Consider the following 13,909-nt stretch of genomic DNA (forward strand, 5'->3'; position numbering starts at 1 on the left):
GAAATCGAAAGACTATCGCACTCTGTAAAGAGTGTCATATGAAAAGACACAAGGGCGAGATATAAAATGCAGAAGACAGATGGAGAGCCGGATACATTGAGAGATGTAAGTCCGGTTCGGGGAGGAACATTTGGAAACCTATCACAGGAATGTAATAAGGCGCTGGATGTTTACTCTACGCTTTACTAGTTGTGTTATTCATTCTATTAATAATTGTAGGATGCAGCTGCTGGGGCGGAGGATACTAATTTTTAATTAGTCTTCACAAATGTAAACTAAAAAACATTGAAGATACTTATGTATCGAAACAAATAAAAAAGGAGCGACTATGCTCCTTTTTTATTTGTTTTAATGCGTATTCTTATTATATTTCGGGAACGTAATCGTTAAAGTCGTTCCTTTACTAACGATACTTCGAATTTTTAAACTTCCATGCATCGTCTCAATAATCTTAACAGCAACCATCGTACCTAAACCGGTTCCTTTTGTTTTTGTACTAAAATACGGTTCACCGAATCGATGTATTTGCTCCTGTGACATTCCAACTCCGCTATCTTCAATTCGTATTTCAACTTTACTATTATTGATAGATGAGGAAATATTTAAGGTACCACCATTAGGCATTGCTTCAATACTGTTCTTTATTAAGTTTAAAAAACATTGTTGAAAGTGCTGTTTATTACCAACAATGGTTGCCTCAGAAAAATCCTGTGTAATATGTATCGTATTCATATTACACAATGGCAATATCATATTAATAACCCGATTTAACTCTTGTTTTATTGAAATTTGATCTAATTTTTCTGGAGCAGGTTTGGCAAACGTTAAATAATCATCGATAATTTCTTGGGCACGATTTAACTCTTCAAGTATATGTTTAATATATTCGTCTCTTGACTCAGGAGTTAAATTTGGTGTTTTTAAAAGCTGTGTAAATCCTTTTACAACCGTTAAGGGATTCCTTACTTCGTGCGATATACTTGCAGCGAGTTGGCTAACAATCTCCATTTTTTCCATTTTAATTAATTTTGAGCGCATTAATACAGCATCTTTTATAACTTCATTTATATAAACAATAAATAACATCAAAGTAGTCGGTAATACCATGAAATAAATAATATACAAATTATTCACTTCAAAATCTGATAAAGTTAATACAATTAAAGTTGTAAATATGGCTAGGAAAAAGGTTAAAAACATGGAAAAAGCTACTTTAAGTTTTCTATTATATGTATTAAATTTTGAAGATGCGAGTGCTGTAACGATGAACATTATTCCGTAAACAACAACGGTCAGCATGTTAAAGCCATAAAATAAAAATCTTGTAATTAATAAAATTGTAAACAATATGATACCGACAGGGAATCCACCATAAAGCGTACCTATTATGACCGGAATTTGTCTTAAATCATGAATACAACTTTCATCCATATAGATAGGGTATCGCATACATAAAATAAGCGGGATACTAGAACAAAGGGTAATCAGTAGTATTTTATATTTCTTTAAATAGCGCCCGCTATCATATATGAAATAAAAAACAAATATACTACATAAAATGTATAGAAGATTATTTAATACGTTTTGATTAATATAAACAAAGTCCATAATATTTGCCTCGTTATTCTGAATTTACTTAACATATGTATTATACATAATAACATATGTTAAGGTGAATAAACCTTGTTAATACAAGATTTGTTTGGCTTTTTGTTATAAAATGCAAACATTTTTCAAACGTTAGCTATCCAAAGATACTTTTACTAAAATTTTTTACTCCTTCTTCCTGCATGTTCGGTAAAACATGAGAATAAATCCTAAGAGTTAATGAAATGTCTGTATGACCTAATCTCTCACTGATAATTTTAGGATTAACTCCTTGTTTCAATAGTATAGTTGCGTGTGGATGTCTTAAATTACGAATTTTAATTTTTTTCACTGCTGCATTTTTTATTTCCTTATAAAACTTTTCCCTGAAAGCATTTCTGCATAACCCCCCACCTGATTTATTACAATTAATTAAATCTAAATCTTGATAAGCAGAACTGATTGGTAATAAGAAACGTTTGCATGAGATTCTAAATAAATATAAAAATACTAAAGGAAAGTAAGGTATGAAAAAACAGGTGTTTCAAGAAAAGTGGACGAGCTAGGTCGTGTAGTAATTCCAGTAAGAGTTTATTTGGGAGGTGGCTTTTAAAACTGATGTTGTTGAGTACATGTGGTAGTAAAAGGTAGATGGACATATGAAAAAAGTAGAAATTGATGTTAGTAGCAACAAACTTTTAATAGTGCAGGACGGGAATGTGACAGTAGTCAATCCACCAATGAGCGGATTTGGTGAGCAAGTCGCGGTTTAGATAAACGGTAAGGTTGATCGTGTAGATACTAAGTTTACTGAAAAGATAAAATGATTATTTTTAGAAAGATACCCAGACGGATTTAGTCGAGAAGCTAGTCAAAATCGCGTAGATGTGAAGTGAAAATCGTAAAAAAAAAGAGTCATGAGTGGAAAGGCTCATAGCTCTTTGAATAAGGGTAATGGTTTTATAGGTAAATATTATTATTAAATTCTAAAAAATTCAATGTTAGTAAATTAATTGGTATGTGATTTGAGTTTTATAGAAAGAGATCAGCTAACAACAGCTAGCTGATTTGCAGGTTCTGTAAGACAAAACAGAAAAGAATATTAACAGAATATAGAGGTTTATTCTGGTTGTTTGAACGTAGTTAAAGAAAGAATATCACATACTATCAATTTTAATAAAAACTATCTGTGGCTTTCACTTCTTTATTTTATTCACAAATAGTTCCAGTAGCTATTCCGGTTGGAGCGACACCTACTGGGACATTAGTGATAACAGTATTCGTAGCAATATCAATAACGGAAACAGTATTACTAGCTTGATTTGTAACATATGCTCGAGTGCCATCAGGTATGATGGTTACTTGATCAGGTATGATGGTTACTTGATCAGGGGATAAACCAACAGAAATTGTATCAATCACAGTATTTGTCGCCACATTTATTACCGATACATTATTGCTAACTTTATTTACAACGTAAATAAGGTTTCCACCCGGTGTAATATCTATGCCAACAGGTTCGGTACCTACGTTAATTGTATTAATAACTGCATTGGTAGCGGTGTTAATAACAGAAACCGTATTGCTGTTTTGATTCGTGACATACGCACGAGTACCATCTAGTGTAAACACGATTATTCTAGGACGAATGCCAACAGGGATGGTAGCAATAACTGTGTTGGTAGCAGTATTAATGACAGAAATTGTGTTGCTTAATTCGTTTGCAACATATGCAAGGGCACCATTTGGGGAAACAGTAATTCCTTGTGGAGCGATGCCAACAGGAATGGTATTAATAACTGTGTTTGTTGCCGCATTAATGACAGAAACAGTATTATTGCCATGATTTCCAACATAAACAGTTGTGTTATTTGGAGAAACAGCTACACCTATTGGGTTAGTTCCAACAGGAATGGTAGCGATAACGGCATTAGTAGCAGTATCAATAACGGAAACGGTATTAGAAAAAATATTAGTAACATAGGCACGAGCTCCATTTGGTGAAACGGTTACTTCAAGTGGTGCATTACCTACAGTAATTGTATCAACTACTATATTTGTTCCGGTGTTAATTACAGATACTGTATCATTTGTAGGGTCATCTATGAGTCCTGCATTTGTAGCATATACTAGGAAATTACATGCAGGTCCGGTTGGCCCGGTAGGTCCGGTAGGTCCAGTCGGTCCCGGTGGACAATCACAATCTCCAGTAGGTCCTGGTGGTCCTTCAGGTCCTTGAATACCTTGCACACCTTGAGGTCCAGTAGGTCCCGGTGGTCCTTCCGGCCCTTGAATACCTGGCACACCCTGAGGTCCAGTGGATCCTTCCGGCCCTTCAGGTCCTTGAATTCCTTGTACACCTTGAGGTCCAGTGGGTCCCGGTGGTCCGGGAATTCCCATTCCGGTCCCTGAACCAGTAGGTCCCGGTGGTCCCGGAGGCCCTTGAATCCCTTGTACGCCTTGAAGTCCTTGAGGTCCCGGTGGTCCTTCCGGCCCCTGAATCCCTGGCACGCCTTGAGGTCCTTCCGGTCCTTCCGGCCCTTCAGGTCCCTGAATCCCTTGCACACCTTGAGGTCCTTCCGGTCCTTCCGGCCCTTCAGGTCCCTGAATCCCTTGCACACCTTGAGGTCCTTCCGGTCCTTCTGGTCCTTCCGGCCCCTGAATTCCTTGCACACCTTGAGAACCCTGAGCGCCTCTAGGTCCAGGAAATCCTCTAGGTCCAGTGGCTCCAGTCGGCCCCGGTATTCCGATGTTACTTAATAGCGAACTATTTAAGATTCCTTGTAAAATTAAGTTGAATGTTTGCTGTAATAAGGGGTCCGATATATTTGAACAACTTATAAGTGAAGACAAGCTTTGGAATAGAAATTGGAATAATGCTGAGATTTGAGTGAGGGATGCAGTAGGTAAGGAATTAATTAATTGATTTATAGTTCTTATAACTAAATTTCTATTTGGTGTATTTGGTTGTACTGTTATTAATAAATCATTTAATGCCTGTAATGCTGATTGGAGTATTTGTATAGTTGTTGGATTTGGTGTTGTGAAAAAAGAAAGGATGGCTTGATTTAATTGATTTATTATTTGTAATAATTCTTGTTGTTGAGAATTCGAGAAAAAAACAGGTGTACAGCAATTACTTTGATCACAAGGGGATATAGAAATAAAGCAGGGTTGCTGAAATTTATCACACGGATTTTTGGAATTTGATTTTCGATTATATCTCATAAATACCTCCTTTTAAAAATTGAATATTAAGTAATTTTTGGTAAATTATTAGCAACTGACTTTGTAGGTATATGTTTAATGTGAAATGTTTTTTCCTTCAAAGTATATGCCAATAAAATAGAGGTGTTCATATGGGATATATAACCAATACTTGGTTGTTAGGAGGATGTTGTAATCATAGGAAAGAAAATGAAGGTTACAAAGTTTATAGGCAAGCGATTGTATTTTAAAAAAGCGTTATTGTAATAAAATTTGAAGTTTATTAAAAAGAAGGAATGAAGGAAGATGTAAAAGATTTTGAAAGATCCATAAAAAGAATTCAGTAAAACACTGAATTCTTTTACACGTATTTTTATTTGTTAATCCATTTAGAAATAATAGGAATTTGTTGTGCCTATTAAAATATGTACTGTTGGTAATTATAACATGAAAATGGATTGTAATAGAATAATGCATAAAAAAGAACAAGTAATAAATTAAACAAAAGCTTTATTTTATTATAGATAAATAGGTGACTCAGCAATTGTGCTAGCCGAGTCACCTAGTACTATGGAACCAAATAATGTTCTTTTTCTATATGTAGTTATGTGGAGTTCTTAGAGGATAGCCCAATAAACAGTTAAGGGATAAATAAAATCATTTTAGAGGGTTTTACATTTTATTATGTTAATGCTACAACAGCAAGAGTTAAGCCCAATGTATTTAATGTATTAGAATATGGTCCTACATTAACAGTAAGAGTACTTGTTATACCTAAAGGTGTAGTGAAAATAGCGGGTGCTGATACAGAAGTGAATCCTGCAGTATATCCCAGAGAAGTACCAGAGCCAATGATTGGATTATTATTAAGATACATAGTGATACCTGCCGAATTACCTCCTGGTTGAATGATAACTTGCACTTCATAGATTGCCAAATAGGTTCTTCCACCTTCAAGTAAAACAGTTGTTGGTGGTGTGAATGAGATTGCCGTACCATTAGAATTTACCACGGTATCTAGTGGAATCGCAGAATTTACAGAGACTATTGATGGGGTAGTTTGAACAACATTTAAACTGTTAGCCGTGGGGGATGGACAAGTGCAAGGTTTGTGAATGTTAGGGTTATTATCATTTTGGTAATTCACAAATAATCAAGCTCCTTTGCGTAAGATAATTTTTTATCCTATATAAAACGTAGCTTTTTTGTATCTAAGTTATTTTTAAAGAGAAGTTGAATATTGTTGGTCAGTTAACTTTTAAAAGCATTTGATACTCTGGGATTTAAAAGTGCATCTGATAAATATATATGAATGTTTTTTAAGGACATTACTGTAAGTTTGGAAACATAATAAAATCGTTATTTGAAACTGTTCATGAAAAAAGAGCACCATCGAAAGTGCTCTTAGAAAATACATTTTATATTCTGTTTTGAGCTACAATTTTAATATTCTCTGGTGGAATGATATCTTGAATTTTTTCTTTTAAATCTACTTGGACCATTTCTTCAAGATGTTCAAGTGAAACTTCAAAGTTTATACATTCCGCAGATGCGATGCTTAATAAAGAATAATTTTCATTCTTTTTAACGACAAGATATTGCGATTGATCTGTTATTACTATACACCCTTGTTGAATGCCTAATTTACGATCGTCTTCAAAAGTCATAAATGTTTCTCCTTTTATATGTATTGCCGATAAATAGTTTACTACATAAATACATTGGCTCATATTGAGAAACCTTACATTAGTATTACAATTTCATACGGTTTCTGAATATCTTATGGGCTAGTAATACGGAGAGTGTAAGAAGGTTCAATTGAATATTTAACAAAATCCTTATTTGAAAACAAGAAGCCCTAGAGTTAGGGCTCTAGGGCTTCTTGTTTTGGTATTCTCACATGGTTTTTCAAAAAGAATAGAACATATTGAAGATAACATGTGAATGTTTCATAAATGTATCAAACAAGTGAACAAAATTGTTATTGTAGAAGTAGTAGAAATGAAGTTTCTATTAGTTAAGTGCGTAAAAGGTATTATTTCCAGTAGATAAAATGCGCATGGGGCACCTAATCATTATTATACCAGAGGAAAAGAATATGTTATGAACTTCGGTGAATGAAAAAATGAATATTTCACTTTAAGCGAAGTTAATGAAAATAAAAACTTCATTTTAGTAGGTGAGGAGGATGAATGATGGTTGTAGAAGCAAAGGTGAAATTTGAATTAGATGAAGAACAAAAATTACAGTTTCAAAATGTAAGAGAAAATGAAGGGGAACAAGAAGCGTTTTACTTTCTAGAAGAATTGATAATGAAAGAGATTAATTTAGCTGAATTTTTGGAGATGGAGTATAAGGATAAAGAATAGCATTTCAGTCAAATCAAAAGGGGGAACCTGTGATGGAAGTAGTGGAAATCGAAGGCCAGTTATCAATATTTGATATAGGTTAAACAAAATTTAAACTGTACGAAGTCTTAGAAGCGAAATACCTAGAACATCATAACAAATATAGTTGACTATGTTTGTCAAATTTTGTTGGATTCTTTAGAAAAGTAGTATTGCAGAGAGAAACACAATGATTTGGAAAAGATTATTATACGGGACTTATTAAGAGAATGTAGGAATTGATAAAGCTTAACAAAATAGTTATTTTGCATAAAAAAACAGGAGTGCGTGACCAAAGCACTCCATGTCGCTAATGACAACACCTATAAAAGTATATGAATGATTTTCATAAATATGTTGTTAAAACTTGAAACAAAATAGTTAGTTATTTGAATAGAAAGAGATTCAAGAATTATAAGGTGAAAAGCGTCATGTATTATCCATTGTAATTAAATATTCATAGTATGAAAGATGGAAGACAAAATATTTAAAGGATGAGGTGAATATAGGATGTTTTTTGATTTTTTTTATAATAAAACGCAAATGCGCCCTTTAGGAGGATCGGGGCCTGCACAAAGTACTATTCAAGCAGTTCATCAGGCTATACAAGCACAACAACAAGCGCTGCAATCACAGCACACGCAACAAAGTTATACCCCAGCACAATCATATTATTCTTTACAACCTTATACCCCAGCACAATCATATTATTCTTTACAACCTTATTACCCAGCACAATCGTATTACCCAATGTAGATTATCCAGAATAGAATATTCTTTTTATTGATTTCGTATGAAACTATATATTTTTTATAGTAATAAAAATAATAAAGTGGATTTAAATAAAAAAGGACCTGCTGTGGGAGAACAGGTCCGTTACAAAAATGCCTATGTGGAAAATCAATGTCACCAATATAGTATCAATAAACGAGAATTCATTTCAGGTGCTAAGTATTGAGAAATAAAAAATATTTGGCGCAACAAAGTGGTCAACTTTATTAGCTAACCACCTGTTACACAAAAGAAAATTAGGCCCTGCAAGTTAGGATGTGTAACTTAAAGTTACAGTTATAGTGTAAGCCAGATTTGAAATGTTATACGAAAGTTATTTTGATAAAAACCTCATTTTGTAGAAATAAGGAAAATAAAAAAAGTACTATGCATAAGTGCTCTTTAAGAAAGGAGGTAACTCTTTAAGCGGAACGTTCAGGTTAGAAATATATGATGTGAAAAGGAAATGAGAACAAAATTTCATTTTAGATTTAATACAAAAGAGCAGCTAGCAAAAGCTAACCGCTCTTCAGAAAAACATTAAGAAGGAAGTTCAGAACTCAAGTGTATTTATAGTATGGACATAATTTGAAGGTCTATTCAGAAAAAAATTATAAAGAGCAACCACTCAGGTTGCTCTACAGATAGGAGATAACTCAGTGAACAAAATGAACACGTTAAAAATGTATGTAACAAATAGAAAAATAAGAACAAAAAAGCAGCTAGCAAAAGCTAACTGCCCTGGTGAATAAGAAGAACACAATGGTCATTCGTATTCAACCTTGGTGTACTTATATTGTTAACACTTTTTAGAAATTTATTCAATAAAAGAGCAGCTAGCAAGAGCTAACTGCTCGACTCTCGACCAAGAGAGCTAGAGTGGGAAGAATTTAAAGCTGACTTTTTAAAGTCGTATATAGTATCGGTGAAATTTAGAGATTTATTCGTGTAAAGCATAAAAAGAGCAGCTAGTAAAAGCTAGCTGCTAAGCTTTCGGGTATGAAGGGGAATCAGAAACTGTATATACATTATTAACGGAATGTTGTGTTTTATTCAGTAGTAGCCTAATTTGCTACTACTTGATCTTGATCTGCAACATCAGAATCAAATGTATTCGTTGCACTAACACCATTAAAATTATTAACGATAAAAGCGGCATTGGAACCGCCCGAGCCATTATAAGATTTTGTATTTGCTTTTGGAGAAACGTTATAAAAATCACCTAAGTTGAAAGAACCGTTACTGGTTTGTAAGACAAGGTTTCCAAGAATAGCTGGCATAGCTTTCACCTACTTTCTTAGGGAGTATTTAAATTAGTATATGGTGTATGTGTCTAGAGGTTCATTTGAAACGGAGAATTTTGAAATGAAGTTTGATTGAAAACTCAATAAAATAATCACTTGAATAGAAAGCGAGTTAAAAGAATAGAAAAAGAACGCCCAGGAAAGCGTTCCTTGATCAAGACTCATATCGAAAAAGCGAAAATGTGACAGCGATATATATTATTTAAGTTTTGAGTGTATGTGCAAGTTTAAAACAAAATCCTTATTTGAACAGAAAAAAAGACCGCATGGGAAAGCGCTCTTTGACCAAGATATATTAAAAAGTATCGGCAATTAAATTTTATGTATGTTTTCAGTTTATGTGCAAGTCTGAATAAAATCTTTATTTTATCAATTTATAGGTTGATACAGTTCCCCAAACGAAAAGAACCAAGTAAAAAAGTCTTTGTAGTAGACCTGCAGGTAAGGGGAAAAGAAAAACAAGTGAGATAAGGATAGTTATTACTATTAAGCTTAGTAAACAGAAATATGTCCATTTTCTAGTTTTTTTAAGATTCTTAGCAAAAATAAATAGTCCTGGAAATACCGTAAGCATGCCTATCCAAACTAGAATGGAATGTCCAATTAGGTTTACATCTGCAGGAATTAATCCTGAAACTATAGTAGAGATTCCTATTATAAGTATAAAAAATGTTGCTATTCTATTAATTCTTGTTTTTTCTAGATGTTGTGAAATATATAGTACTCCAATACAAAATGTTATTCCATTAACAATAAAGAGTATATTCATCCCAAAATGATTAGGGGAGCATATTTCATACGGAGCTATTTCGTAGGTGAATTCTCCGCAGGTTGTTACACCTAGATCACTCATTGCATGATGCAAATAGTTATAAGGTGCTGTAGAAGTGAAAATAAAGAAAGGTTCAATTAAAAAGTATAGACAAGTTGCAATCCAGCTAAATAAGCCAATTTTATTTGATATATACATTAGATACCTCCTTTGAAAAAAAGTATATTTCCATTATAGGTGGTTACATCATCAAAAGTGAAAATTTTCAAGTTGAAAGTCGATAACTCTGTTCAATAATATAGGATTTTCTAAAAAAATGTGATTAGCGGAAAGACGTATAAAAAATGGATGGGGCAGAACCTAACAAAATAGTTATTTGAATTAGTTTTATTAATAAAAAGAGCACACTTGTATATGTGCTCTCAATAAGGTAGATGAATGTCTCATGAAACAGAAAAATCCAAAAAGTTGTAATCAGATTTTCATGAGTAAATTTTTAATATTGTATTCCTTATGTGAATTTATGGAGCCTGTCATTAAAGAAACGATGCGAGTTGGAGTTTTAACCCAAACGATATTTCATAATAAGCGAAAAGGAGCACACATATAAGCATGCTCTTTAATAAGAAAGGTAGATCTCTATGAGCGGAGAGACTACATACAATATCCATATGTTTGTTTCTTTTAAATGTGAAGAAAAAATCAACAAAAGGTCAATGTAAACTCAATAAAAATTCAACAAAAATGCTATTTTATTAGACTGCGAGATGGTGATATGAGTCTTACTTTTATAGAGATATTTGTAGGTCGTGAGAGTAGTACCTTCACGACCTACAATATCCCTAATTCCTTTAATGGCGTTTCTAGTTATTTTAATAAAATTTCATGTTCTGGTTCTAAATGGATTAGTATGTGAGCACGATTAAATTGTTTCTTAATATTTTTCTCTATCCGATCACATAATTCATGGGCAGTTTCAATGTTATAGTGAGATGAAACGACAAGATGAAAATCTATGTATTCAGTTGGACCAGAACGTCTTGAACGAAAATCATGAAACTCAATATATTCATCTCTATAAGATTCTATAATTTTTATGATTTTTTGTTCCTCTACTGGTAATAAACGTGCATCAATTAATGGGGGAAAGGACTCCTTCATTAATTCGAAGGCTTCAGTCATGATATAAACAGCTAAAATAATTCCAATGATTGGGTCTAGGAAATACCATTCTGTTATACTAACTAAAAGTAAGCTGATTGCAACACCTAAAGAAGTGTATACATCAGTGAGTAAATGTAGTGCATTAGATTTCATTGCAATAGAATTTGTTTTTTCAGCAGTTCTGTTAACAATTCGTGATACTACAAAATTGATGAGTGCTCCAATCAACATAACAACTATTCCTAAAAATGGGAGATGAATGGGTTCGGGGTGTATCAATTTAAGGGTACATTCATAAATAATCCAAAAACCAGCTATAAAAATTAATAATGTTTCGATTGTTCCAGAAATATTTTCTACTTTTCCATGTCCATAGGGATGTAATTTATCCGCTGGTTTATTTGAAATTCGGACAGAAAAGAAAGCGATGATTGAAGCTAATAAATCTAAAGAGGAATGAATTGCTTCGGAAAGAATAGCTACTGAACCAGTAAAAATACCAATAACAACTTTTAAAATGACGATAAAAGTGTTACTTAATACTGACGAAAAAGCTACTTTTGATGAATTCATTGTTACATATCCCCCTACCTTTTATTAATTATTTTTTATGTTATCAGTTCAATATACAGTGGGTCTATAGCAATCTTTTTGCAAAAGACAATAAAAATTGAAAAGGTTTCAATATGTTTCCCGTGGGCATATTTAATTGTTAACCAAAAAATTGAAATATAAGTTAATAAAATGAATTAAAGACAGGGAATAAGAGGTGCCTAGTGCTTTTGATAAGTTATCTTCGGTGCAAAACTAAAAGCAGCTAGCAAAAGCTAGCTGCTAAGCCTTCGGGTATGAAGGGAAATCAGAAACTGTATATACATTATTAACGGTATATTGGGTTTTATTCAGGTGTAGAGGGAAATAAATAAATTTAGGCTGTTCCAACTTGGCTTTGGTCAGCAACATCAGAATCAAATGTGTTTGTTGCACTAACACCGTTAAATGTATTAAGAACAAAAGCGACATTAGATGAACCCGAACCATTATAAGCTTTTGTATTTTCTTTTGGAGAAACGTTATAAAAATCACCTAAGTTGAAAGAACCGTTACTATTTTGTACAACCATATTTCCGACAATAGATGGCATAGCTTTCACCTTCTTTCTTAGGGAGTATTTATATTAGTATATGGTGTATGTGTCTAGAGGTTCATTTAAGTTTGAAAATTCAAAGATATAGCTTGTGAAAAACTTAATAAAATAATCCTTTTGTTTATAGAAAAACAAGCTACCTCGTTTCATTGATTGTGAATCTTTTCTAAGGTGTGGTTAAGGGGATGGGAATAAAAAGAATATTTTCGAGAGGAAAGGGATTAATTTATGTTAGGAAATTAGTTTGATAAATTAAAAGAACCTAAATGTATACATAGATATAAACTTAATAAAAGTTATGACAATGAAGATTTTAGAACTGGTAAGATGGGGATAGTTAGTTATTATAAATGTGAAAAGTGCGGGAAAGAGAAGGAAATCAGCAAATATACTAATGATGTTAATAGTGACTATTGGGATGTTTAAAATAACATTCGAATATAGTCCGGCTAGAAAACTAGAGGACAACAATTCATTAAAGTAGCAATTAAAGCTGTTTTAGGAATAGGTGTCCTTTTTATTTCGTTTTAAAATTAGAACACAATAATATGAAATGCTCATAAAATCATTCTTGCTATACATGATAATAGTATAAACTCTATATTTCTTTTAATAATTTAGGGTTATATCTTTTCTGCATCAGCCGCTTTTAACCACGCTTCGTAGAATTCTGTAACTGATGCATACCGTTCTGCCCGATTGTCATTTACAGCACGATACGCTACCTCATATAATTCCTTACTTGCTTCCCATTTTATAAAAGAACGATCTTTTTCACCGCCTAAGAGTGAGAAAGCCATTGCTCCCATATTAAATACATTTGTTCTTTCATCAATTATTGCGTTTAGTTCAAATTCCTCTGGTGACATAAAACGGGAGGAACCCCATAGCCGGCCCATTTTATTTATGTAAGGTTTCTTACTGTATAAATCTATATCACAAATTTTTGTTTCGTTTGTATTAAAATTATATAAAATACTACCGTCATAAAAATCTATCGCTACATAATTTTTCTTTTCTACATAAGTATGGAAAGAAAAAATGGAATGTAAGGAATGAACTCGTTCTATAGCAGATAAATGTCTAAATTTATAAAATGGAGAGTTTGGATTTTTATATTTCTCAGGAGGTGGGAAGCGCCAATGCGAATGAAGACATTCACCATCAAACCAATCGAAAATTAATACATATCCAGATTGAACTGGAAAATGATCAATTAATCTTATGAGCGATTCATGCTTTAAAACTTCATAAATAGTAACTGAATTTTTTAGCCTTTCAATAGCATCACCCGTTGTTCCTTCATATGCAATTGTTTGTGCTCCTGCGTATTTGATAAATTTCTTATGCCCATCTTTTTCTACACCAAAACTTATATTACCTGAATCTTGCTGGTCAAAAACTGCAAATACGGTACCTAATTTAATAAGCCAATCAAAATTATGATGTTCTTTTAATTGGAATATTACACTATTTAACTGAACTTCGACGGAATTATCTTTCATAGATTACCTCACATTTAATATAATTAAGTTGTACATTCCACTATTCGACATATTTTGTGGAAATC

13 protein-coding genes and 2 pseudogenes are annotated in these 13,909 nt (G+C 32.8%); 5 read left to right on the forward strand and 10 right to left on the reverse strand.

The annotated features are described in order from the left end of the window. Nucleotides 1–66 precede the first annotated feature (66 nt). The gene (locus tag ACS2CR_RS08820) at nt 67–189 is read left to right on the forward strand and encodes a hypothetical protein (RefSeq protein ID WP_438906062.1); all 123 of its coding nucleotides are present in this window, start codon (nt 67–69) and stop codon (nt 187–189) included. Next, nucleotides 177–248: pseudogene (locus tag ACS2CR_RS08825) on the forward strand (YjcZ family sporulation protein); the annotation flags it as partial. The gene ACS2CR_RS08820 and the pseudogene ACS2CR_RS08825, both read left to right, overlap by 13 nt. Nucleotides 249–348: 100 nt before the next feature. Here ACS2CR_RS08825 and ACS2CR_RS08830 read toward each other — a convergent pair. Together ACS2CR_RS08830 and ACS2CR_RS08835 are read right to left on the reverse strand one after the other, a co-directional pair. After that, complete coding sequence (locus tag ACS2CR_RS08830) at nt 349–1,608, reverse strand: sensor histidine kinase (protein ID WP_000348327.1); 1,260 nt, start codon at nt 1,606–1,608, stop codon at nt 349–351. Between the two features lie 136 nt (nt 1,609–1,744). Beyond that, nucleotides 1,745–2,050: pseudogene (locus tag ACS2CR_RS08835) on the reverse strand (tyrosine-type recombinase/integrase); the annotation flags it as partial. A gap of 196 nt (nt 2,051–2,246) precedes the next feature. Between ACS2CR_RS08835 and ACS2CR_RS08840 the strand changes: the two are divergent. Then, the gene (locus ACS2CR_RS08840; protein WP_000754943.1) at nt 2,247–2,360 is read left to right on the forward strand and encodes a DUF3954 domain-containing protein; all 114 of its coding nucleotides are present in this window, start codon (nt 2,247–2,249) and stop codon (nt 2,358–2,360) included. A gap of 436 nt (nt 2,361–2,796) precedes the next feature. Here the strand turns inward: ACS2CR_RS08840 and ACS2CR_RS08845 are convergent, their stop codons facing one another. From ACS2CR_RS08845 to ACS2CR_RS08855, 3 genes are all read right to left on the reverse strand, one after another. Next, nucleotides 2,797–4,815 (reverse strand): collagen-like repeat preface domain-containing protein, encoded by a 2,019-nt coding sequence (locus tag ACS2CR_RS08845; RefSeq protein WP_325839039.1) that lies wholly within the window; start codon nt 4,813–4,815, stop codon nt 2,797–2,799. Nucleotides 4,816–5,476: 661 nt separating this feature from the next. Beyond that, nucleotides 5,477–5,941 (reverse strand): hypothetical protein, encoded by a 465-nt coding sequence (locus tag ACS2CR_RS08850; RefSeq protein WP_001109240.1) that lies wholly within the window; start codon nt 5,939–5,941, stop codon nt 5,477–5,479. Between the two features lie 271 nt (nt 5,942–6,212). Continuing rightward, on the reverse strand, nt 6,213–6,461 hold the full coding sequence (locus tag ACS2CR_RS08855) for a hypothetical protein (RefSeq protein ID WP_000141879.1): 249 nt from the start codon (nt 6,459–6,461) through the stop codon (nt 6,213–6,215). Between the two features lie 528 nt (nt 6,462–6,989). Here ACS2CR_RS08855 and ACS2CR_RS08860 point away from each other — a divergent pair. Together ACS2CR_RS08860 and ACS2CR_RS08865 are read left to right on the forward strand one after the other, a co-directional pair. Then, the gene (locus ACS2CR_RS08860) at nt 6,990–7,163 is read left to right on the forward strand and encodes a hypothetical protein (RefSeq protein WP_016110069.1); all 174 of its coding nucleotides are present in this window, start codon (nt 6,990–6,992) and stop codon (nt 7,161–7,163) included. A 528-nt stretch (nt 7,164–7,691) separates the two neighbouring features. Further along, a complete protein-coding gene (locus tag ACS2CR_RS08865) occupies nt 7,692–7,937 on the forward strand; it encodes a DUF3947 family protein (protein ID WP_000464621.1) in 246 nt (81 codons plus the stop codon). 1,079 nt (nt 7,938–9,016) lie between these two features. Here the strand turns inward: ACS2CR_RS08865 and ACS2CR_RS08870 are convergent. The 5 genes from ACS2CR_RS08870 to ACS2CR_RS08890 all read right to left on the reverse strand — a co-directional run bounded on the left by ACS2CR_RS08870 (nt 9,017) and on the right by ACS2CR_RS08890 (nt 13,844). Beyond that, on the reverse strand, nt 9,017–9,232 hold the full coding sequence (locus ACS2CR_RS08870; RefSeq protein WP_001110933.1) for a spore germination protein: 216 nt from the start codon (nt 9,230–9,232) through the stop codon (nt 9,017–9,019). A 385-nt stretch (nt 9,233–9,617) separates the two neighbouring features. After that, on the reverse strand, nt 9,618–10,226 hold the full coding sequence (locus tag ACS2CR_RS08875) for a DUF998 domain-containing protein (protein ID WP_000275956.1): 609 nt from the start codon (nt 10,224–10,226) through the stop codon (nt 9,618–9,620). 669 nt (nt 10,227–10,895) lie between these two features. Then, on the reverse strand, nt 10,896–11,765 hold the full coding sequence (locus ACS2CR_RS08880; protein ID WP_016110071.1) for a cation diffusion facilitator family transporter: 870 nt from the start codon (nt 11,763–11,765) through the stop codon (nt 10,896–10,898). A 355-nt stretch (nt 11,766–12,120) separates the two neighbouring features. Then, a complete protein-coding gene (locus ACS2CR_RS08885; protein ID WP_001139346.1) occupies nt 12,121–12,336 on the reverse strand; it encodes a spore germination protein in 216 nt (71 codons plus the stop codon). 626 nt (nt 12,337–12,962) lie between these two features. Then, complete coding sequence (locus tag ACS2CR_RS08890; RefSeq protein ID WP_053513023.1) at nt 12,963–13,844, reverse strand: protein kinase domain-containing protein; 882 nt, start codon at nt 13,842–13,844, stop codon at nt 12,963–12,965. Nucleotides 13,845–13,909: the final 65 nt, after the last annotated feature.

It is taken from the genome of Bacillus cereus group sp. BceL291 (assembly GCF_051776705.1).
GTDB classification, from domain to species: Bacteria; Bacillota; Bacilli; order Bacillales; family Bacillaceae_G; genus Bacillus_A; species Bacillus_A cereus.